Below are 20328 nucleotides of genomic sequence, written 5' to 3'. Positions count from 1 at the left end.
GCTTGCCGCTTGCCGCTGGCGCGCAGCGCTTCAAAACTCGTTCTGAAGCGCTTTGTAGCCGCGTACCAGATCAATATTGGTGTGCGCCACATCTTCGGAAAACTCCGAAGCCGAAATGCTCACCGGTGGAAATTGCGAAAGGTCAGTGCCCGGCCCGATCCGTGTGGTGGACGGCACGTAAAAGTGCTCCGGCAAATCGCGACCGTCGACCACCGAGTTGTGCCTGACCACGCTGCCGTTGCCGACCTGGCAATTGAACAACACGCTATTGAACCCGATGAACACGCGATCTCCAACTATGCAAGGTCCGTGCACGATGGAGCGATGGGCAATCGAGGTGAACTCGCCGATGGTGACAGCAGCACCTGATTTCGAATGAATCACCACGCCATCCTGGATGTTGGAATTGGCACCGATGACGATCGGTTCCATGTCTCCGGTAGCATCGACTTCGTCGGCGCGGATCACGGCGTAGGGGCCGACAAATACGTTGTCCTTGATGATCACCTTGCCGCAGATGATCGCGGTTTTATCGATGTAGGCGGACTCGGCAATGACCGGCAGATGGCCGGAAGGATTTTTACGGATCACGGAATGAAACCTCAGGACAGGTAGTTGGAAGTCTGGGCAGCGGCATCGTGCGGGTGCAGGCTTTCGAAGTGACGAACGCTGACGCTGGAAGCTGCATAGCGGCCCTCGAGTGCTTGCTGGACCTTGCGCGCAGCGTCTTCGACGTACATCAGGTTCTGGCCGTTGAGCCGAGCGAAGGCCTGTTCGTCGGCGCGCTTGACGGCGGTTTGTACCGGGGTGCCCAGCGCCTGTTCGACAAGGTCGATCAGCGTCATCAGGCCCAGTTCGGTTGCCTGCTCCGCCACCCGCACCTGCACCGTCGCAACGCTGCGCTGGCTGTGCGGCGTGGCGAACGATGCGTTCTCGCGCAACCAGGCGGCGACCTGCATCGGATCGACAAACGACTGCCTGCCGAAGCGCGCCGCGAATGCCTCCTCCAGCAGTTGCCGAGACAATGCGGCCGAGCATGGACAGGTGGACGAGTAGGTGACATCCACCGAACTGTCGAGACACAGCCGACCGGCATGCCAGGTGGCATCGAGCGTCACAGGGTAGGATTTCCAGCCGCTGAGCCCTTCGGTGATCAACGCCGGACGACGGCACAGCAGATTGAAGCTCAGCTTGAGTCGGGCGTGGCTGGAGTGACAGTCGAGGTGGCTCTCGACCATGGCTTCCAGCAAGGCAGCCAGCGTATCCGGGCTGACGATCTGGCGCTCGGCATAGCCGTCGAGCAACCGATAGAGCCGCGACATGTGGATACCCTTGACGCTCGGGTCGGCCAGATCGACCTGCAGATCGACATGCGCGTGAACAGGATGACGAATGCTCGCTTCAGCCAGTCTGATCGGCACTTCCACACCTTGCATGCCGACCCAGTCGAGTGACACCAGCGCCGGGGAAATTTCCGTCAGGGCAACATCCGGGAGAGGTTTGTTCATGTGCGTCGTTCGTCTCGTTGGCGAACTTCACCACGCGGGCGAAGCCTGATGTTGGCGGTTCACAGCCGTGCAGCGCACGGCCATAAATTCGTTACACTATAACATCATGCTCGCGAACTTCATCAACCAAAGGTTACTCACTCCACACAGCGCTCCCGCAACACCGCCAGCGGCTCAGGTCTTTGCCAGCTCCTCGATCAGAAAATCACGAAAGGCAGCGACTGCCGCCGGCAGGTTGCGCCCTGCCATGCTTTGCAACTCGATGCGCCGTGCCTTCATGCCATCGTCACTGATCGGCAGCGATTTGAGCTGTTTTTCATGGGCGCGTTTATCCAGTGTCATCTCGCTGGACAGGCTGATCCCGCCCTCCTCCCGAACAAACCGCAGCAAGGCGCCGATGTAATTGCTGGTCAGCACCGGATCGAACAGCAGGCCCTGCACGCCGCAGCAGATATCGAACAACTGGCGCAAAGTCGTGTCGGTGTTGGTCAGGGCGATGGCGTAAGGCTGCAGTTCAGCCAGCGTGACCTCCTTGCGTGCGGCCAGCGGATGGTTATGACTGACCACTGCGCAGATCGCGCCGCTGTGGATGTGCTCGACCTTGATCTCGTTCTGCGGCGTCAGGCTGAAAGTCAGGCACAGGTCAGCGTCGCCCGAGCGCACCCGTTCGGTGGCTTGCGCCGGGGCGCAGACCTCCATCGAGAAATGGATGCCCTGGTACTGCCGCCGAAAGCGCGCAATGCACTGCGGCAGAAAATCCAGGGCAAAGCCCTCGGAGCAGGCGATCCGCACATGCCCACGCTGCAAGCCTTGCAGCTCGGTAATTTCCAGTACCACCTGCTCGGCCTCAAGCTGTGATTTGCGTGCATAGGCCGCCAGGCGAACCCCCGCCTCGCTGAGCATCATGCCGCGCGCCTGACGCTCGAAGAGCACCGCATCCAGCTCTCGCTCCAGTTTGCTGATCTGCCGACTGACCGCCGAAGACGCGACATTGAGGCGGATCGAGGCTTCGCTGATCGATCCGCACCGCGCCACTTCGAGGAAGTAGCGCAAGGCCGTGGACTGTACGCCGTAGAGTTGCATCGATGCTCCTGCGTTGCCTTTTCAGCAATGAAAGGTTCGAAATATTGTGCTTGTGGCATTGATACGCTTTGCCTAGAGTCATGTCGAGGCGCAACTCATCAAAAGAAGCCAATCAAAAGAACACTGCGGCCTCGTTGTTTCCCCTCTTCTCGCATTTGCGACCCACTGCCCTTTGATACATCCACTTTGCCTTTTGGAGACGACGGCATGGGAATCAAGGGTTTCGCTCGCAGCATCGCGCTATTGAGCCTGTTCAGCAGCTTCTCCGTCCTGGCCGGCAAGGCTGACGACACACTGGTCTACGCCTCCGACAGCGAACCGGAAAACATCAGCCCCTATCACAACGATTTGCGCGAAGGCGTGATCCTCGGTCGCCTGATCTGGGACAACCTGGTCTATCGCAACCCGGACAATGGCGAGTACCAACCGATGCTCGCCACCAGCTGGAAACAGGTCGACGATACGACCATCGATTTCCAGCTGCGCCAAGGCGTGAAGTTTCACAACGGCGCCCCGTTTACCGCAGATGACGTGGTGTTCACCCTCAATTATGTGGTGTCTCCCGAGTCCAAGGTGGTCACGGTACAAAACGTCGACTGGATCAAGAGCGCCGAAAAACTGGGCGATTACAGCGTTCGTCTGCACCTGAAAAAACCCTTTCCGCCTGCGCTGGAATACCTCTCCAACGCCGTACCGATGTTCCCGAAAAAATATTTCGAAGAAGTCGGGCTGGCAGGCTTCAGCCGTAAACCGATCGGCACCGGGCCTTACAAGGTGACGGCCATCGCCACCGGCGAAGGCGTGAAGATGGACAAGAACCCGGACTACTTCAAGGACAGCCCTCAGGGTCAGCCAAAGATCGGGCACATCAACTTCCGGGTGATTGCCGATGCCGAAACCCGTCTGGCCGAGCTGATGACCGGTGGCGTCGACTGGACGTGGCGGGTTGCACCGGATCAGGCGGAAAACCTCAAGGCCATGCCCAATCTGGTGGTGACCAGCGGTGCGACCATGCGCATTGGCTTTCTGATTCTCGACGCGCGCGGTACCTCCAGCGCCGATTCGCCGATGAAGCACCTGAAAGTACGTCAGGCGATCAACTACGCGATCAATCGGGACGGGCTGGCTTCGCAACTGGTCGGCGGCGAAAGCAAACCGTTGCAAGTCGCCTGCTACCCTGGCCAGTTCGGTTGTGACACCACCGCCGCCACGGTCTACAACTACGACCCGGCAAAGGCCAAGGCGCTGCTCGCCGAAGCCGGCTACCCGAACGGCTTTGAAACCGAAATCTTCGCTTACCGCGACCGCGACTACGTGGAAGCCATCATCGGCAACCTGCGCGCCGTGGGCATCAACGCCAAGCTGCGCTACCTGAAGTACGCCGCCCTGCGTGATCAGCAGCGCGGCGGCAAGGTGCCGATGTCGTTCCAGGCCTGGGGCTCGTTCTCGATCCTCGACACCTCGGCGTCGGCCGGCACCTGGTTCAAGGGCAACCCCGACGACAACTTCAAGGACCCGCAAGTCCAGGGCTGGCTGCAGACCGCCGACAACGCGCTGGACCCGCAGGTGCGCAAGGACAACTACCGCAAGGCGTTGCAGCGCATCAGCGAGCAGGCCTACTGGGCGCCGCTGTTCAACTACTCGATGAACTACGCCTATGTCTCGGACCTGAATTTCAAGCCTTACCCGGACGAGTTGCCGCGCTTCGTGCTGTCGAGCTGGAAATAAGCGCTTGCCCAGGCCAGTCGGCGAACCGGGCTGTGAGGCGCACGACGCGTCTTGCAGCAGGTTCAGCCACCCCGTCACTCCCTGAACACAAGGTCACTTGCCATGTTCGGATTTCTCTTGCGCCGCCTGGGTATTGCCCTGTGCGTAGCGATTACCGTGTCGGTGATCAGCTTTTCCCTGCTGCACCTGTCCGGCGATCTGGCCACTGCCATCGGTGGCCCGGAAGCCAGCAGCGAGCAGATCGAACAGATCCGGGTGCAGTACGGCCTCAACAAGCCGTTGGTTACGCAGTATTTCGAATGGCTGGCCGACGTGGTGCGTCTTGATCTGGGCGACTCGTTCTTCTTTCAGGAGTCGGTCTACAACCTGATCGCCTCGCGCCTGTCGATCACCCTCGGGCTGGGTGCGATGGCCCTGAGTATTGCGCTGCTGATCGCCATTCCGCTGGGTGTGCTGGCCGCGGTGAAACGCGACACGTGGATTGATCGCCTGGCACTGAGCATCGCAGTACTGGGTCAGGCCATGCCGAGTTTCTGGTTCGCACTTATGCTGATCGTGGTGTTCTCGGTCACCCTGAAATGGCTGCCGGTATCAGGCAATTCGACCTGGGCGCACTTCGTGATGCCGGCCATCGCCCTCGGTTATTACGCCACGCCGGCGATCATGCGCCTGACCCGTGCGGGCATGCTCGACGTGCTCAACTCCGATTACATCCGCACCGCGCGAGCCAAGGGCCTGCGCCCTGCCACCGTGCTGTTCAAGCATGCGTTGCGCAACGCGCTGATTCCGGTGGTGGCCCTCGCCGCCGTGGAATTCGGCTTCATGCTCGGCGGTTCGGTGGTCATCGAAACGGTTTTCTCGCTGCAGGGCATTGGCCAGCTGGCCTGGGATGCGATTGCCCGTGACGATTTCCCGGTGGTGCAGGCGGTCGTGCTGTTGATCGCGGTGATCTACATCGTCCTCACCCTGCTGGCCGACGTGCTCAACGCACTGCTCGACCCGCGCATCCGCGTGAAATAGGAGGCCCCATGAGCACAACCACCTCATCGCCGCTGCTGATCAACGATTACCAGCCTCCAGCGCGCAGCGTCTGGCGCACGTTGCGCAGCAGCTTCGCGCATCGCGGCTTCGCCATCGGCGCGGTACTGCTGCTGATCATCCTGCTCGGCGCACTGCTCGCCCCCTGGCTGGCCCCCTACGACCCTTATGCGCAGGACGTGATGTTGCGCATGAAACCGCCGGTGTGGATGGCCAACGGCACCTGGGACTACGTGCTGGGCACCGACAAACTGGGCCGCGATTACCTGTCGCGCCTGCTCTACGGCGCACGCATCTCGCTGTTTATCGGCTTGTCGGCCGCGCTGATCTCCGGAATCATCGGCACCATCATGGGCCTGTTGGCCGGTTACTTTGGCGGCAAGACCGATGCACTGATCAGCTACCTGATCACCACACGGCTGGCGATGCCGGTGGTGATGATCGCGCTGGCCTCCGCGTCGCTGATCGGTGGCTCGCTGAAAGTGGTGATCGTGCTGCTTGGCTGCCTGCTCTGGGACCGCTTTGCCGTGGTGGTACGCGCTGCCGTGCAGCAGATTCGCGACGCTGAATACGTCGCCTCGGCCCAGGCCCTGGGCTGCTCGACGCTGCGCATTCTGGCCAGCGAAATCCTGCCCAATCTGGTCGGTGCGCTGATCGTCGTGGCTACGCTGGAAATGGCTCACGCAATCCTCCTCGAGTCGGCCCTGTCGTTTCTCGGGGTTGGCGTGCAGCCGCCCATTCCTTCATGGGGGCTGATGATCGCCGAGGGCAAACCGTACATGTTCTTTTCCCCTTGGGTCATCGCCATTCCCGGCGTCGCCCTGATGGTGCTGGTGCTGGGCATCAATCTGGTCGGTGACGGCCTGCGCGACCTGATCCTGCCCGACGGGCGCAACTGACAGAGGACATACGCACATGGCGCTGTTGCATGTTGAAAACCTGCGTGTCGAGATTCCTCTCGGGCAAGACACGCTGCACGCAGTGCGCGGCCTGGACTTTCAGGTCGAGCGCGGCGAAATGCTGTGCATCGTCGGCGAGTCCGGCTGCGGCAAATCCCTGACTTCGCTGGCGCTCATGGACCTGCTGCCGCGCAAGGCCCGGCGTACCGCAACGACGCTGAGCCTGGACGGCATCGACATGCTGACCCAGAGCGAGCGGCAGATGTGCGACCTGCGCGGCAACCGCCTGGCGATGATCTTTCAGGAGCCCATGACCTCGCTGAACCCGGCCTACAGCATTGGCGATCAGCTCAGCGAAGTGCTCACCCGACACCGCAAGGTGTCCCGCAAGGAAGCCCTGCAGCGCGCCGCGCAGATGCTCGAGAAAGTCGGGATCAGCAACGCGGGCGAGCGCTTGCGCCAGTACCCGCACCAATTGTCCGGAGGCCTGCGCCAGCGGGTGATCATCGCCATGGCCCTGATGTGCGAACCGGACGTGATCATCGCCGACGAACCGACCACTGCGCTGGACGTGACCATTCAAGCGCAGATCCTGCGCCTGATCCGCGACATCCAGAAGGAGCTGGGTCTGGCCGTGATCTTCATCACCCACGACTTGGGGCTGGTGGCACGTATCGCCGACCGGGTCGCGGTGATGTACGCCGGACAGATCGTCGAGACCGCCCCGGCCATCGAGTTGTTCGAGAACCCGCAGCATCCCTATACCCGCGGCTTGCTGGCAAGCATACCGATCCCCGGGCGCACTCAGCCGGGCCAGCCGCTGGGGTCGATTCCGGGGCTGGTACCCAGCCTGGTGGGCGAGCAACACGGCTGCGCATTTCGCAATCGCTGCCCGCAGGCGATCCCCGCCTGTGCCGACGACATCCCGCCGATCAATAGCCACAACCACATGACTCGCTGCCTGTTTGCTGCAGCGGGCGCCGAACCTGTGTTTCACCGTGAGGGCGTACCGTCATGAATACCGCCGTGAAACAGGTTCCGACTGCCAGCGTGAAGAAAGACATCGCGCTGGAACTGTGCGATATACGCCGCGAATTCAGCATCAGTCGTGGTTTTTTCAAACCCAATGCCACGCTCAAAGCCGTCGATGGTGTGTCGCTACGCCTGATGCGTGGCGAAACACTCGGGCTGGTCGGCGAATCGGGCTGCGGTAAAAGTACCCTGGCGAAGATGCTGCTGGGGCTGCTTGCACCCAGCAGCGGCGACGTACTGGTCAACGGCAAGCACCTCGCCGGTACCGACCGCAAGGAGATGGCGCGGCGCATTCAGCCGATCTTTCAGGACCCCTACTCGTCACTCAACCCGCGCAAGACCCTGCGCGAGATCGTCACGCTGCCGCTGATCGTGCATGGCATCGGCACCCCGGCCGAACGTCGCCAGCGCGCCGAAGCAATGATGGACGTGGTCGGCTTGCCCAAGCGAGTGATCGACAGTTACCCGAGCCAGCTTTCCGGTGGCCAGCGCCAGCGTGTGGCGATTGCCCGGGCGCTGGTGATGCGCCCGGATGTGTTGATCTGCGACGAACCGACTTCGGCGCTGGACGTTTCGGTGCAAGCGCAGATCCTCAATCTGTTACAGGAGCTCAAACAGGAATTCGGCCTGACTTACCTGCTGATCAGCCACAATTTGGCGGTCATCGAACATCTGGCCGACCGCGTGGCGGTCATGTACCTGGGGCGGATCGTTGAAGAGCGCAGCCGCGAATCCTTGTTCGCCCGGCCCGGCCATCCCTACACCCAGGCGTTGCTGGACTCGGTGCTGACCCCGGACCCGCATCTGGGGATTCCCGATCTGGGTTTGCACGGCACCTTTCCCAATCCCCTGTCGCCGCCGTCCGGCTGCGCCTTTCATCCGCGCTGCCCGGCGTGCATGCCGGTGTGCAAGGAAAAAGCCCCGGCCATTGGCCGCATGGAAGGCGGAACCGTCCGCTGCCACCTGCACGACACCTCGAAACCTCTGGAGCAGATGCCCTCATGAGTAGCCGTTCGCACGCCATCGAAAACGTCACTGAACAGTTCGACAACGGCGCCTTTTTCGCCCTGCTCGGCAGAAGCGTTGCCTACCCGACCCAAAGCCAGGAGGCCGAGAGCCTGCCCGAGCTGTATCGTTATCTTCATGAGTTCATCACCCCGCATGTCGAGCGCCTGGGGTTCAGCGTTACCGTGCATGACAACCCGGTCGCCGGACGCGGCCCGCTGATGATCGCCACGCGCATCGAAGCCGCTGAACTGCCAACGCTGCTCAGTTACGGCCACGGCGACGTGGTTCGCGGCTATGACGCGCAGTGGCAGACAGGCCTGTCGCCGTGGCAGGTGATCGAACGTGGCGAGCGCTGGTACGGGCGCGGCACCGCCGACAACAAGGGCCAGCACCTGATCAACCTGACGGCACTGGAGCAGACCCTCAAGGCTCGCGATGGCAAGCTGGGCTTCAACGTCAAACTGCTTCTGGAAATGGGCGAGGAAGATGGCTCTCCCGGCCTCAGCGCATTCTGCCAGGCCCACGCCGAAGAGCTCGCCGCCGACATCTTTATCGCCTCCGATGGCCCGCGCCTGGCGGCGGCACGCCCTACCCTGTTTCTCGGCTCGCGCGGGGTATTCAACTTCGAGCTGACGGTGAACCTGCGCGAAGGTGCGCACCATTCCGGAAACTGGGGCGGCCTGCTGGCCAACCCGGGGATCATTCTGGCCAATGCCATCGCCAGCATGGTCGATGAGCATGGCCGTGTGAAAGTCGCAGGGCTGATGCCCAAAGCCATTCCCGACGCTGTGAAGGCCGCGTTGGCGGATATCGAGGTCGGCGGCGGCCCCGGCGATCCGGATATCGACACCGACTGGGGCAACCCGGCGCTGTCGCTCAGCGAAAAAGTCTTCGGCTGGAACACCCTCGACGTCCTCGCCTTCAAGACCGGCAACCCGGACGCCCCGGTACACGCCATTCCCGGCAAGGCTCACGCGTTGTGTCACATTCGCTTTGTGGTCGACAGCGATTACAACGCGTTCATCCCCGCGGTGCGCGCCCACCTGGATGCCCATGGCTTCGATCGTGTCGAGGTCAGGCAGACGCGTATGGACGTGATGCACGCCACGCGCCTGTCGCCGGACAGCCCGTGGGTCGGCTGGGCGCTGGATTCGCTGGCCGCCACTACCGGCAAGAAACCCGCACTACTGCCCAATCTGGGCGGTTCGCTGCCCAATGACGTGTTCGCTGAAGTGCTGGGCCTGCCGACGGTCTGGGTGCCACACTCATACCCGGCGTGCTCGCAGCATGCACCTGACGAGCACTTGCTGGCTCCGGTGGTCAAGGAGAGCCTGCAAATCATGGCCGGACTGTTCTGGGACCTCGGCACGGACGGCGCACGACTGACACGGGAGCAGCGGGCACAGGAGTTGAGTGAATGAATGAGGCACAACTGCACGCCACCGCATGGCTGGCCGAGCAATATGAGGCAATGGAATCGCTGCTGCAGCGCCTGGTCGATACCGATTCCAACAGCTACGACAAGGTCGGCGTCGACGCAGTCGGTGAGCTGCTTGTCGAGCAGTTGCAGGTCGATGGTATCGACGTCACACGCATCCCGGTCGAAGGGTTTGGCGATGTACTGCTCGCCGAGTTGCCCGGCGGACCCGGCAAGCCGGTGTTGTTGCTGGGTCACCGCGACACGGTGTTTCCGAAAGGCACCACGTCCACCCGTGGCTACACCAGGGACGCCGAGCTGGCCTACGGCCCTGGCGTGGCCGACATGAAAGGCGGACTGGTGCTCAACTGCTTTGCGCTGAAGGCATTGAAGCGCGCAGGCCCGCTGCCGTTCCCGGTGCAGATTCTGTATACCGGCGACGAGGAAATCGGCTCAGCCAGCGCTCGCAGCCACATCGAACACTACGCCCGCCAGGCGCGTGCGGTGCTCAATCCCGAGCCAGGACGCGCCAGCGGCAATGTGGTCAGCGCGCGCAAAGGCGGTGCCACGCTGATCATTGAAGTCAACGGCCGCGCAGCGCATTCGGGAGTCAATCATGCCGACGGCGCCAGTGCCATTCAGGCGCTGGCGCACAAGGTGATCAAGTTGCATGCGTTGACTGATTACGCAGCGGGCATCACCACCAATGTCGGGCTGATCTGCGGTGGCACCTCCAGCAACACGGTAGCGCCCAGCGCCACGGCGAAGCTCGACGTGCGCTTTGTCGAGCTTCGCCAATGGACGGAAATACTTGCCGCCGTGCAGGCGATCGTCGCTGAAGAGGAACGGCCCGGCACGTCAGCAAGACTGCTGGAAGCCACCACCTTCCTGCCGATGGAAGCCCGACACAGCACCGAGTTGCTGAGTATTTATCAGGGCCTCGCGCAGGAACTGGGTTTCAGCGTGGCAGGCGAATTCACCGGGGGCTGCGCCGACTCGGGGTTTACCGCCAGCCTGGGGATCCCGACCCTGTGCGGCCTTGGCCCGGTGGGCGGCAAGGTCCACACCGACCGCGAGTACCTGGAACTGAACACCTTGGTGCCCAGAGGCCAGGCGCTGGTCGCGACGATTCTGGCGCTGGGGGATGTGTGACGCAGAGCGTCACGAAATGCATTCCCCCACGGAGCATGCGGAACGATGAACATTCGGGCCAGTATCGTAGCCATGCTCCGCACCCAGCGTTATACCTAAGTCCAGTGAGGAACACTCCATGCAAAAATCGTCTGAGCTGCTCGGTAAATCCGCTACCGAACTGCGTGCGCTGATCGGCAACAAACAGCTCTCTCCGGTGGAGTTGCTGGACGCCTGTATCGAGCGGATTGAAAGCCTGAACCCGAAGATCAATGCCTTCGCCGCGACCTGTTTCGAGCGCGCCCGCGACGAGGCACTGCTGGCCGAACAGGCCGTCATGCAGGGCAAATCTCTGGGGCTGCTGCATGGCCTGCCAATCGGCATCAAGGACCTGGAAGAGACCGCCGGGGTACTCACCACCTACGGCTCGCAACTGTTTCGCGACAACATTCCCGCGCAGGACAACCTATTCGTCGCGCGCCTGCGTGCAGCCGGGGCAATCATGGTCGGCAAGACCAATGTTCCGGAGCTGGGCGCAGGCGCCAATACCCGCAATGTGGTATGGGGGGCGACCGGTAACCCGTTCAATCCTGAACTGAATGCCGGCGGTTCCTCGGGTGGATCCGCCGCCGCACTGGCCGTCGACATGGTGCCGTTGTGCAGCGGCTCGGACACCGGCGGTTCGCTGCGCATTCCCGCGGCGCTGTGCGGTATCGTCGGCCTGCGTCCTTCACCAGGGCTGGTGCCGAGTGAACGCAAGAAGCTCGGCTGGACACCGATTTCAGTGGTAGGCCCCATGGGCCGCAATGTTGCCGATACCCTGCTGCAACTGCGCGCCAGCGCCGGGCTGGGGCAGTCCGACCCATTGAGTTATGCCATCGCCGCTGACGAGTTCGCACCGCGCCCGATCGACCTCAGCCAGCTGCGTGTCGGCTACAGCGAAGACTTCGGCGCGTGTGCTGTGGATGACAGGATCCGTGCCGTCTTTCGGGAAAAGATCAGCGCCCTGAAATCGCTGTTCAAGTCCTGCGAAGCCATCGACCTGAATCTGACCAGCGCCCATCGCACCTTCGACGTACTGCGTGCCGAAGCCTTCGTCGCCGGGCTGCAGGACGCTCACGACCGCGATCCTGATGCACTGGGCCCCAACACCCGCGCCAATTTCGACATGGGGGCCGCGATGTCGCTGCAGGACTGCGTCAAGGCGCATGGCGAGCAAAGCCGGATCTTTCGCGGCTTTCAGAAACAATTCGAACACTACGACCTGATCCTCGCGCCCACCACGCCAGTCTCGCCCTTCCCCTGGAGCGAGCTGTACCTGCGCGAAGTCAATGGCGTGCCCCTGGACAATTACTATCGCTGGCTGGCGCTGTGCTACACCATCACCCTGACCACCAATCCGGCGCTGTCCCTGCCCTGCGGCGCCGACCACAACGGTATGCCGTTCGGGCTGCAGGTGATCGGCGGATTTCGGGGCGACGCGAAGCTGCTGGCCTGCGCTGACGCGATCGAGCAGGCAACGCTGAATGATCCACGCCTGTCACGTCCGCGTCCCGACCTGCAAAAACTGCTGGCCTCGGCGGTCGACCTGACCCACATCGTCACGCATCCGCCGATCTATGGCGGGTCGAGAACGGGCAAGCCGGAGATTGGCGCGATGTGAAGAGATCGCTCAGACCACCGTTATCCCATCCCGGCCCACCACTACATTGCCTGGCAACTGCCCGGAGTGCTCCATCAACCACGCATCCAGCGTATGGCCGACATGCGTCAGCACCGCCCTGCCCGGTCTTAGCCACTCGATGGTTTGCAGCGCCAGGGTCAGGTCGTTGTGATTACGCGGCGGCTGAGGCTGTGGAGGCATCGAGCAGTCGAGCACCAGCAGATCCAGCGGTGCACGTTGCAGATACTCGCGGGTGTCGTCGGGCAAGCCGACGGTGTCAGTCAGGTAGGCAAAACGTTGCCCGTCGCCTTCGAACAGGTAGCCGAACGTAGGCTTTGAGTGCGTCAGTGGCAGCGCTGTGACCTGCAACGCGCCCAGTGCACGGCATTCGAAAGCGGCGAATGACTGGCTGAAATCCAGGATACCGGGGTGTTTGTAGAGGTCGGCCAGGCCTTCCGGATCCGCCGGGCCGTGGACCGGAATCACCAGCCCCTGACCCCAGCGCAGGTGCAACAGCCCCTGAGCATGGTCGGCGTGGTAGTGCGTCTGCAGAATCCCGCTCAGGCTACGCGGCGGAAAACGCTCGGTGAGGTCGGCCAGGCCGCTGTCGATCAACCAGCGCTGGTCGGCGCATTCGATCAGCGCGCTGCACGGCAAGCGGCGCAGATCATGGTTGGTCAGCGCGGCAGTACACGCCGCGCACTGACAACCGTAGACCGGCACCTGTCGGGCGTCACCGGTGCCCAACAGGGTCAGGCGCATGCGTGACGCTTGTCGAGCAAGCCGAGCAGCGTGGCAACGGTGTGTTGCAGATCAGCGGAATTATCCAGCGGGAAGACCTGCGGATTGCTCGCCAGCAAATCTCCGGCAAAGCGCGAGTTGCGCGCAAGGCGCTCCTCGATTTCCGCAAGGCTTTCCCGGTTGCGCGCCAGCAGGCGCTTGCGCAACACCTCCTGATTGACGGTCAGCAACACCGCCAGCAGCGTGGGATAGCGCGCCTGCGCCTTTTGCAGATGCGCCCGGGAGCCGTTGATCAGGACGTCATTGCCTTCCAGCAGCCACTGATCGATCTCGACGGGAATACCGTAGTGCAGACCATTGGCCTGCCAGCTCAAGGCAAACGCGCCTCGCTCGCGCATCTGCTCGAACTGCTCGACAGTCACTGCCTGCGCCGCCTCGCCCACTGCTTCAGCAGAACGGGTGATCACCCGCCGAACGATTCGGCAATCGCGTTGCGCCAGGGTATCCCGGGCCGCGTCCAGCAGGCTGTCCTTGCCTGATCCGGACGGCCCGATGAGATAGATCAACCTGCCAACCATCAAAACACCCTCTTGCCTTGTCGCCAGACCTTGTCGATAACCGGCAGGCCAGCATGATCACGCGCCTGGATCAGATCAGCACGCAGCCCCACCCGTATTTCACCACGATCCGCCAAGCCGGCAGCCACGGCCGGCGTGCGGCTGACCATGTTGACCGCCTGCGGCAGATCACATGCGTTGTCCTGAGCGGCGAGCATGAATGCAGACTGCAACAGACTGGCCGGGTAGTAATCGCTGGACAGAATATCCAGCAGCCCGTCGCGGGCCAGCGATGCTGCCGCCACGTTACCGGAGTGTGAGCCACCGCGCACGATGTTCGGTGCGCCCATCAACACGCTCATGCCCAGTTGCCGACAGCCACGGGCGGCTTCGAGCGTGGTCGGGAACTCGGCGATGTTCATGCCGAAACCCGCCGACTCCTCGACATGCGCCATGGTTGCATCGTCGTGACTGGCAATCGACAGGCCGCGCGCCAGGCACAGCTCGACGATCGCACGTCGGTAACGGTCGGCGTACTCGTTGGAGTTGGCCACCTGCTCGACGATGAAGCGGTCCATTTCCTCGTTGTTCATGTGGTACTTGCCCATGTAGTACTCGCGGTACTTCGACTCCAGGGCAAACTGACGCTGGCCGGGCGCGTGGTCCATCACCGAGACCAGTTGCACCAGTGGCTGGTCCACCAGATCGCGAAACACGCTCAAGGTATCCGGGTGACTGACCTCGCAGCGCAGGTGCAGCACGTGCTCGGCGCGAGTCAGGCCTGCCGCATTGGCGTCGGCAATCGCCTGCAGCATGGCGGGCAATTGCTGCATGCGCTTGCCTTTGGGGTTGATGTCGCCGATCGACAGCGCGTCGAACACCGTGGTGATGCCCGCCGCGACGATTTGCGCATCGTGGCTGATCACCGCCGACATCGACGGCCAGTCGACACCCGGACGCGGCGACAGGTGCTTTTCCAGGTTGTCGGTGTGCAATTCCACCAGCCCCGGCAGCAGGTAATCGCCCTGCATATCCTGGGCCTGACTCAACTGGCTGCATCCACTCTCGACCTCGGCAATCAGGCCGTCACGGACCACCACAGTGCCGGTGAATACCTGTTCGGCCGTCACCACGCGGGCGTTACTGAAAACCTGTTCGTTCAGCATTGCAGCAACTCCTTGGCGGTGAGGTCCACCGGGGTCATGTCGAGTTGACGATTGGCGACTGCCTCGCGGGCGTCGCGATCATGGAAAATACCGATCAGGGCGGCACCGGCCCGCTTGGCCTCATCGACCAGTTCCAGCACCACCCGGCGGTTGGCGTCGTCGAGCGACGCAGTCGGTTCGTCGAGCAGCAGCACCGGCCAAGGCACCATGAACGCGCGCGCGATGTTGATGCGCTGCTGTTCGCCACCGGAAAACGTACTGGGCGCCAACGGCCACAAACGCTGCGGAATGTTCAGCCGCCCTAGCAGCAGTTGCGCGCGCTCCTGCGCCTGCTCACGGGACCAGCCGCGCGCCAGGGCCGGCTCCATGACCACGTCCAGGCTGGACACACGCGGAATCACGCGCAAGAACTGGCTGACGTAGCCGAGTGTCTTGCGTCGCACCTCAAGCACCTGGCGCGGGGTTGCGCCGACCAGTTCGGTCCACTCGCCTTCATGCTGCACGCGAATGCTGCCGGCGGCAGGCAGATAATTGCCGTACAGGGTGCGCAGCAGCGTGCTTTTGCCCGCGCCGGATTGCCCGCTGAGCACCAGGCATTCGCCGGCGCGCACCGAGAAATTCAGGCCGCGCAGCACATTGAGGACCACGCCGTTGTGCTGATGCAGGGTGAAAGTTTTCGACAGGTCACGGACCTCGATCAAGGTTGTCATCGGGCTCACCTCTTCTGTACAGGCTGTTCGGACAGTGCGGCTCATGGCTGCAATACCGAGGACACCAGCAGTTGCGAATACGGGTGCTGCGGGTCATCGAGAATCTGGTCGGTCAGGCCGCTTTCGACCACTTCCGAGCGACGCATGACCATCAGCCGGTCAGCCAGCAGCCGCGCGACTGCCAGATCATGGGTGACGATGACCACGGCCAGATCCAGTTCGCGCACCAGCCCGCGCAACAGATCGAGCAGGCGGGCCTGCACCGACACGTCGAGCCCGCCGGTGGGTTCGTCCATGAACACCAGTCTCGGGCTGGAGACCAGGTTGCGGGCGATTTGCAGACGCTGCTGCATGCCGCCGGAAAAGGTCCGCGGCAAGTCGTCGATGCGCTGCGGATCGATCTCCACCTGGGTCAGCCAGTCCAGCGCGGCACCCCGCAACTGCTGATAATTGCGCACCCCCTGCGCCATTAAACGCTCACCGATATTGGCGCCGGCCGACACGCCCATGCGCAGGCCATCACGCGGATTCTGTTCGACAAAGCCCCACTCGGTGCGCAGCAAGGTGCGCCGCTGCGCCTCACTGGCGCTGTACAGGTCGAACCAGTCACCCTCCTTGCTGCGATAGTCGATGCTGCCGCGGTCCGGCGGGCAACGTCCGCTCAACAGCGAGAGCAGCGTGGATTTCCCCGAGCCGGACTCGCCAACGATGCCCAACACTTCGCCGGAGTACAGATCGAAACTGACGTCCTGACAGCCCTTCTGCACACCGTACAGACGGGTCAGACCGCGCACCTTGAGCAGCGGCTGCAAAGCCTCGGGAAGGCGCTCGCCCGCCGCGTCCAATGAACGTGCACTGATCATCGGTCGTTCTCCTGCTGTTTGACGCGCTGGGCGCAGTAATCGGTGTCGGAACAGACAAAGCTCTGCGTCCCGGCATCGTCGAGAATCAGCTCGTCGAGAAAGGAATCATGGCTGCCGCAGATCGCACAGCACTGCTCCCAGCGCTGCACCTCGAACGGGTGATCTTCAAAGTCCAGGCTCACCACCTGCGTATACGGCGGCACGGCGTACAGACGCTTTTCGCGCCCTGCGCCGAAGAGCATCAATGCCGGGCTCATGTGCAGCTTGGGGTTATCGAATTTGGGAATCGGCGACGGGTCCATCACATAGCGCTCATCGACCATCACCGGGTAGGCGTAACTGGTGGCGATATGGCCGAAGGTGGCGATGTCCTCATAGAGTTTGACGTGCATGACGCCGTAATCATCCAGCGCGTGCATGGTCCGGGTCTCGGTTTCCGAGGGCTCGATGAAACGCAGCGGCTCGGGAATCGGCACCTGATAGACCATGATCTGATCGGCGTGCAGCGGTGTTTCCGGGATTCGGTGACGGGTCTGGATGACCGTCGCCTCGGGCGTGCGCTCGGTTGTGGCAATGCCAGCCGTACGGGCAAAGAAACGCCTGATCGAAACCGCGTTGGTGGTGTCGTCAGCGCCCTGGTCGATGACCTTGAGCACATCATCGGCGCCCAGGATTGCGGCGGTCAGTTGCATACCGCCGGTGCCCCAGCCATACGGCAGCGGCATTTCGCGCCCGCCAAACGGCACCTGATAACCGGGGATCGCCACCGCCTTGAGCAGGGCGCGACGAATCATGCGTTTGGTCTGCTCGTCCAGATAAGCGAAGTTGTAGGCCTCATCCCGTACAGGCCTTTGCTGTGTGGTGTTCATCGGTGAATGAGTCATTGGTCGCTCCCCGGTTTCGGTGCAGACTTGCGCAGCTTGCGGATCAGCTCCAGCTCGGACTGGAAGTCGACGTAATGCGGCAGCTTGAGGTGAGAAACGAAACCCGCCGCTTCAACGTTGTCGCAGTGCGCCAAGACGAACTCTTCCTGCTGGGCAGGTGAGCGGACTTCTTCGTTGAATTCCTCGGCGCGTAGCGACCGGTCCACCAGTGCCATGCCCATCGCCTTGCGCTCCGCGTTGCCGAACGCCAGGCCGTAACCCCGGGTAAACTGCGCGGGTTCGCTGGCCGAGCCGACGAACTGATTGACCATCTCGCATTCGGTGACTTCGATGTCGCCAATCACAATCGGGAAGCCCAGTTCTTCAGGTTCGATCCAGACTTCCACCTCGCCGATACGGATTTCCCCGGCGAACGGGTGATTGCGACCATAACCGCGCTGGGTCGAATAACCCAGCGCCAGCAGGAACCCCTCATCGCCACGCGCCAGTGCCTGCAGGCGCTGGGCACGACTGGACGGATACTCCAGCGGCTCGCGGGTGATGTCCGCGACGCGCTCGCCATCGTCGACTTCGGGCTTCATCAGCCCTTCCTTGGCCAGCAATCCGAGCACTCGCGGACAGGGCTCAAGCGTGGCGTGCGGGGTGACTTCCGGGCCCGGGTGCTCGCCTTCGGCCAGCAGGGTAAAATCCAGCAAGCGATGGGTGTAGTCGAAGGTCGGCCCCAGCAATTGACCTCCAGGGAGGTCCTTGAATGTGGCCGACAAGCGACGGTTGAGCTGCATGTTCGAGGTGTCGATGGGCACGCTGGCGCAAAAGCGCGTCAGCGTGGTGCGATAGGCGCGCAGCAGGAAGATCGCTTCGATCAGGTCGCCCGCCGACTGCTTGATCGCCAGCGCAGCCAGCTGCGGGTCGTACAGCGAGCCTTCGCTCATGACCCGTGCTACCGCCAGCGGCAGTTGCTGGCGGATCTGCTCGACGTCGAGTTCGGCAATGCCGGTGTCGCCACGACGCCTGCTGGCCAGCAGGCGGTGAGCGTTATCGATGGCCTGTTCGCCACCCTTGACTGCGACGTACATCAGGCACACTCCTGCACGCGGGTGCTGCGTGGCAAGCCGAGCAATCGACTGCCCGAGACAAAAAACACATCCAGCCCGCAAGGGAAGACATTACGTGCTTCACGTGCGGCCCAGAAACCTTCATCCAGCGGCAGGGCCACAGAATGGCGTCGCTCTATGCCCGGACCGCTCCAGGCAAGCATCCGCCCGCCTTGCAGGTCAGGCAGCTGAATCATCAAGGTGCAGGACTGATCCGGGTAGCGGTCATTGCCGGTATCGAAATCGTGCAGTTGCAGGGCAGTCGATGCATCGAGCAACGCGAAGCGCGCTGCGTGCCGCTCAGTGACAATCGGACTGCCGCAATGAAAGGCAATGTTCGCACGAATCGCCGGGGTATCGAATGCCGGTGCCAGCCACACTGGTGTGTCCAGGTCCAGCAGCGCCAGGCACAAGGCGTGGGTTGCACTGTCCAGGCCCTGCAAGGCAGGCGGCTGGTGCGCGGTGGGCAGGGTCTGGATCACCCCCGGACCGGACAACGCCTTGAGGGCGACACGAAAACTGCGCTGGGCATCCAGTACCGGATCGGTGAAGGCAGGCTGCAAAAGAACGGCATTCATCAGTCTTCTCCTCGGACCAGGGTAAAGAATTCGACTTTGGTGGCAGCGGCCTCGGCGTCCTTGCGCGCCCGACGCTCGGCTTGCGCACGCGCCAGCGGCTCGATCAGCTCGGATAGCCACCAGGCCTGCTGCGCGCCCTGCAAATGCGCGTCGGCCAGAGCCGCCAGTTCGGCGTGGCGCTTATCGCGTCCAGCCAGATAGCTGTAGCCGGTGCGCCCGTCGGCCAGACGCACCACACAGCGCGTCACACTCATTTCGCCGAGGTTGAAAGCTGAACCCGTGCCGCCCATACGGCCGCGCACCAGGGTCATGCCGATTTCCGGGGCGCGGATCATCTGGTAATCGGTGTCGCGTAGCGCCGCTTCGTGGCGGTTCAACTGCTCGCGGCTCGGCTGATCGGCATGAGCGCGGGCCAGTACGCCCATCCAGTGCTGACGCGCCGTTGTTTCGGGAGTTGCTTGCATGGAACACCTCGGTGTCAGGTCGTCTTGAAAGGAGTCGCCACTTGATACTGGAAGCGATCGGCGCGGCTGACCGAGCGGGAAAGCTCCACCGGCTGCCCCGCCGGGTCACAGGAAACCGTCAGTACGGTCAGCGCCGGCATGTGTCGGGGCATCAGCAACCACGCGGCCTCTTCGCGGGACGGCAGGCGTGCGCCGATCAGGCTCTGCGCACGGTTCAACGGCAACTCGCGCTCAGCCAGGTACTGGCGCACCGAGCCGCCGCGGTAATCGGCCAGCAAATCGCTGTAACGGGCGCTGTAGCGGTGGAAGATCAGGCTGACCGCCTGGCCGTCCAGTTTGCGCAGTGTCTGCAGTTCGATCAGCGGCGCGTGCTCGTCCACTCCCAGATGCTGGGCATCTTCACGGCTGGCCTGACATTCCTGACGACGCAGCAGGATCGCTTCCACGCCCAGGCCCTGCGCCGACCAGGATTTGCTGTAGGCGCTGTCAGCCTGCATCGGATAAATCAGCGGACGCTCCAGCACTTGAGTGCCTTTGCCCTGACGTCGCAACACGCTGCCCTCACGTACCAGTTCATCGACCGCGCGGCGAATGGTGTGGCGGTTGACGCTGAAGCGCTCGGCCAGCTGGAATTCGGCGGGCAGGAAATCGCCGGGCTGATAGGTGGTCAGCTCTTCACGCAAGATGTTGGCGAGCTCGTGGTACATCGGGCTAACTTGTCTAGACAACTGCATGGTTAAAAAAAGTGTTCATTGAACACCCCT

General features: G+C 62.6%; 21 protein-coding genes. 8 read left to right on the top strand and 13 right to left on the bottom strand.

Annotation, left to right across the window (positions count from 1 at the left end):
• Positions 1–30: 30 nt before the first annotated feature.
• The 3 genes from JOE39_RS05165 to JOE39_RS05155 form a co-directional block, all read right to left on the bottom strand.
• Entirely contained in the window at positions 31–591 is a 561-nt protein-coding gene (locus JOE39_RS05165) for a carbonic anhydrase (protein ID WP_003317836.1), read from the bottom strand.
• Between the two features lie 11 nt (positions 592–602).
• Complete coding sequence (gene folE2, locus JOE39_RS05160; protein WP_017278404.1) at positions 603–1508, bottom strand: GTP cyclohydrolase FolE2; 906 nt, start codon at positions 1506–1508, stop codon at positions 603–605.
• A 174-nt stretch (positions 1509–1682) separates the two neighbouring features.
• Positions 1683–2591 (bottom strand): LysR substrate-binding domain-containing protein, encoded by a 909-nt coding sequence (locus JOE39_RS05155; protein WP_003408081.1) that lies wholly within the window; start codon positions 2589–2591, stop codon positions 1683–1685.
• A gap of 207 nt (positions 2592–2798) precedes the next feature.
• On the opposite strand from JOE39_RS05155, the gene JOE39_RS05150 reads away from it, so the two are divergent.
• From JOE39_RS05150 to JOE39_RS05115, 8 genes are all read left to right on the top strand, one after another.
• The gene (locus JOE39_RS05150) at positions 2799–4319 is read left to right on the top strand and encodes an ABC transporter substrate-binding protein (RefSeq protein WP_210077741.1); all 1521 of its coding nucleotides are present in this window, start codon (positions 2799–2801) and stop codon (positions 4317–4319) included.
• Positions 4320–4421: 102 nt separating this feature from the next.
• On the top strand, positions 4422–5339 hold the full coding sequence (locus JOE39_RS05145; protein WP_003348343.1) for an ABC transporter permease: 918 nt from the start codon (positions 4422–4424) through the stop codon (positions 5337–5339).
• Between the two features lie 8 nt (positions 5340–5347).
• Complete coding sequence (locus JOE39_RS05140; RefSeq protein ID WP_003396030.1) at positions 5348–6256, top strand: ABC transporter permease; 909 nt, start codon at positions 5348–5350, stop codon at positions 6254–6256.
• Between the two features lie 16 nt (positions 6257–6272).
• Positions 6273–7274 (top strand): ABC transporter ATP-binding protein, encoded by a 1002-nt coding sequence (locus tag JOE39_RS05135; protein WP_003423960.1) that lies wholly within the window; start codon positions 6273–6275, stop codon positions 7272–7274.
• On the top strand, positions 7271–8293 hold the full coding sequence (locus JOE39_RS05130; RefSeq protein WP_096116727.1) for an oligopeptide/dipeptide ABC transporter ATP-binding protein: 1023 nt from the start codon (positions 7271–7273) through the stop codon (positions 8291–8293). The genes JOE39_RS05135 and JOE39_RS05130 overlap by 4 nt, the downstream gene beginning before the upstream one ends.
• Entirely contained in the window at positions 8290–9717 is a 1428-nt protein-coding gene (locus tag JOE39_RS05125; RefSeq protein WP_198705478.1) for a M20 family metallopeptidase, read from the top strand. Before JOE39_RS05130 ends, JOE39_RS05125 begins: the two co-directional genes overlap by 4 nt.
• Positions 9714–10865: a M20 family metallopeptidase gene (locus tag JOE39_RS05120; RefSeq protein WP_096114135.1), complete on the top strand. Its 1152-nt coding sequence runs from the start codon at positions 9714–9716 to the stop codon at positions 10863–10865. The genes JOE39_RS05125 and JOE39_RS05120 overlap by 4 nt, the downstream gene beginning before the upstream one ends.
• A gap of 118 nt (positions 10866–10983) precedes the next feature.
• The gene (locus JOE39_RS05115) at positions 10984–12507 is read left to right on the top strand and encodes an amidase (RefSeq protein ID WP_096114136.1); all 1524 of its coding nucleotides are present in this window, start codon (positions 10984–10986) and stop codon (positions 12505–12507) included.
• 9 nt (positions 12508–12516) lie between these two features.
• Here JOE39_RS05115 and phnP read toward each other — a convergent pair whose 3' ends face one another.
• Genes phnP through phnF form a run of 10 tightly spaced genes read right to left on the bottom strand, consistent with a single transcriptional unit; the run spans position 12517 to position 20298 of the window.
• Positions 12517–13269 carry a phosphonate metabolism protein PhnP gene (phnP, locus tag JOE39_RS05110; RefSeq protein WP_032660804.1) on the bottom strand — a complete coding sequence of 251 codons (753 nt, stop codon included), beginning with the start codon at positions 13267–13269 and terminating at the stop codon, positions 12517–12519.
• Complete coding sequence (phnN, locus tag JOE39_RS05105; RefSeq protein ID WP_010410435.1) at positions 13260–13826, bottom strand: phosphonate metabolism protein/1,5-bisphosphokinase (PRPP-forming) PhnN; 567 nt, start codon at positions 13824–13826, stop codon at positions 13260–13262. The genes phnP and phnN overlap by 10 nt, the downstream gene beginning before the upstream one ends.
• Positions 13826–14971, bottom strand: a complete 1146-nt coding sequence (locus tag JOE39_RS05100) for an alpha-D-ribose 1-methylphosphonate 5-triphosphate diphosphatase (RefSeq protein WP_004410800.1) — start codon at positions 14969–14971, stop codon at positions 13826–13828. Before JOE39_RS05100 ends, phnN begins: the two co-directional genes overlap by 1 nt.
• A complete protein-coding gene (gene phnL / locus JOE39_RS05095) occupies positions 14965–15681 on the bottom strand; it encodes a phosphonate C-P lyase system protein PhnL (protein ID WP_024960089.1) in 717 nt (238 codons plus the stop codon). Before phnL ends, JOE39_RS05100 begins: the two co-directional genes overlap by 7 nt.
• Positions 15682–15722: 41 nt before the next feature.
• Entirely contained in the window at positions 15723–16544 is an 822-nt protein-coding gene (gene phnK, locus JOE39_RS05090; protein ID WP_096114137.1) for a phosphonate C-P lyase system protein PhnK, read from the bottom strand.
• Positions 16541–17413 carry an alpha-D-ribose 1-methylphosphonate 5-phosphate C-P-lyase PhnJ gene (locus tag JOE39_RS05085; RefSeq protein WP_161420919.1) on the bottom strand — a complete coding sequence of 291 codons (873 nt, stop codon included), beginning with the start codon at positions 17411–17413 and terminating at the stop codon, positions 16541–16543. Before JOE39_RS05085 ends, phnK begins: the two co-directional genes overlap by 4 nt.
• Positions 17414–17424: 11 nt before the next feature.
• Positions 17425–18504: a carbon-phosphorus lyase complex subunit PhnI gene (locus tag JOE39_RS05080; protein ID WP_096114139.1), complete on the bottom strand. Its 1080-nt coding sequence runs from the start codon at positions 18502–18504 to the stop codon at positions 17425–17427.
• Positions 18504–19100 carry a phosphonate C-P lyase system protein PhnH gene (gene phnH, locus JOE39_RS05075; protein WP_096114140.1) on the bottom strand — a complete coding sequence of 199 codons (597 nt, stop codon included), beginning with the start codon at positions 19098–19100 and terminating at the stop codon, positions 18504–18506. Before phnH ends, JOE39_RS05080 begins: the two co-directional genes overlap by 1 nt.
• A complete protein-coding gene (phnG, locus tag JOE39_RS05070; protein ID WP_004418042.1) occupies positions 19100–19564 on the bottom strand; it encodes a phosphonate C-P lyase system protein PhnG in 465 nt (154 codons plus the stop codon). The genes phnH and phnG overlap by 1 nt, the downstream gene beginning before the upstream one ends.
• Positions 19565–19578: 14 nt before the next feature.
• Entirely contained in the window at positions 19579–20298 is a 720-nt protein-coding gene (gene phnF, locus JOE39_RS05065) for a phosphonate metabolism transcriptional regulator PhnF (protein WP_096114141.1), read from the bottom strand.
• Positions 20299–20328: the final 30 nt, after the last annotated feature.

The organism is Pseudomonas sp. PvP100 (assembly GCF_017833055.1).
Classification (GTDB): Bacteria; Pseudomonadota; Gammaproteobacteria; order Pseudomonadales; family Pseudomonadaceae; genus Aquipseudomonas; species Aquipseudomonas syringae.
The sequence above is the reverse complement of the archived record's forward strand: the minus strand, read 5'-3'. Positions and strand labels throughout refer to the sequence as shown.

What these genes read in the sequence shown, in the direction of transcription:
- folE2 (WP_017278404.1), bottom strand. Translation starts at nt 1,508, where the DNA reads ATGAACAAACCTCTCCCGGATGTTGCCCTGACGGAAATTTCCCCGGCG.
- JOE39_RS05155 (WP_003408081.1), bottom strand. Translation starts at nt 2,591, where the DNA reads ATGCAACTCTACGGCGTACAGTCCACGGCCTTGCGCTACTTCCTCGAA.
- JOE39_RS05150 (WP_210077741.1), top strand. Translation starts at nt 2,799, where the DNA reads ATGGGAATCAAGGGTTTCGCTCGCAGCATCGCGCTATTGAGCCTGTTC.
- JOE39_RS05145 (WP_003348343.1), top strand. Translation starts at nt 4,422, where the DNA reads ATGTTCGGATTTCTCTTGCGCCGCCTGGGTATTGCCCTGTGCGTAGCG.
- JOE39_RS05140 (WP_003396030.1), top strand. Translation starts at nt 5,348, where the DNA reads ATGAGCACAACCACCTCATCGCCGCTGCTGATCAACGATTACCAGCCT.
- JOE39_RS05135 (WP_003423960.1), top strand. Translation starts at nt 6,273, where the DNA reads ATGGCGCTGTTGCATGTTGAAAACCTGCGTGTCGAGATTCCTCTCGGG.
- JOE39_RS05130 (WP_096116727.1), top strand. Translation starts at nt 7,271, where the DNA reads ATGAATACCGCCGTGAAACAGGTTCCGACTGCCAGCGTGAAGAAAGAC.
- JOE39_RS05125 (WP_198705478.1), top strand. Translation starts at nt 8,290, where the DNA reads ATGAGTAGCCGTTCGCACGCCATCGAAAACGTCACTGAACAGTTCGAC.
- JOE39_RS05120 (WP_096114135.1), top strand. Translation starts at nt 9,714, where the DNA reads ATGAATGAGGCACAACTGCACGCCACCGCATGGCTGGCCGAGCAATAT.
- JOE39_RS05115 (WP_096114136.1), top strand. Translation starts at nt 10,984, where the DNA reads ATGCAAAAATCGTCTGAGCTGCTCGGTAAATCCGCTACCGAACTGCGT.
- phnP (WP_032660804.1), bottom strand. Translation starts at nt 13,269, where the DNA reads ATGCGCCTGACCCTGTTGGGCACCGGTGACGCCCGACAGGTGCCGGTC.
- phnN (WP_010410435.1), bottom strand. Translation starts at nt 13,826, where the DNA reads ATGGTTGGCAGGTTGATCTATCTCATCGGGCCGTCCGGATCAGGCAAG.
- JOE39_RS05100 (WP_004410800.1), bottom strand. Translation starts at nt 14,971, where the DNA reads ATGCTGAACGAACAGGTTTTCAGTAACGCCCGCGTGGTGACGGCCGAA.
- phnL (WP_024960089.1), bottom strand. Translation starts at nt 15,681, where the DNA reads ATGACAACCTTGATCGAGGTCCGTGACCTGTCGAAAACTTTCACCCTG.
- phnK (WP_096114137.1), bottom strand. Translation starts at nt 16,544, where the DNA reads ATGATCAGTGCACGTTCATTGGACGCGGCGGGCGAGCGCCTTCCCGAG.
- JOE39_RS05085 (WP_161420919.1), bottom strand. Translation starts at nt 17,413, where the DNA reads ATGAACACCACACAGCAAAGGCCTGTACGGGATGAGGCCTACAACTTC.
- JOE39_RS05080 (WP_096114139.1), bottom strand. Translation starts at nt 18,504, where the DNA reads ATGTACGTCGCAGTCAAGGGTGGCGAACAGGCCATCGATAACGCTCAC.
- phnH (WP_096114140.1), bottom strand. Translation starts at nt 19,100, where the DNA reads ATGAATGCCGTTCTTTTGCAGCCTGCCTTCACCGATCCGGTACTGGAT.
- phnG (WP_004418042.1), bottom strand. Translation starts at nt 19,564, where the DNA reads ATGCAAGCAACTCCCGAAACAACGGCGCGTCAGCACTGGATGGGCGTA.
- phnF (WP_096114141.1), bottom strand. Translation starts at nt 20,298, where the DNA reads ATGCAGTTGTCTAGACAAGTTAGCCCGATGTACCACGAGCTCGCCAAC.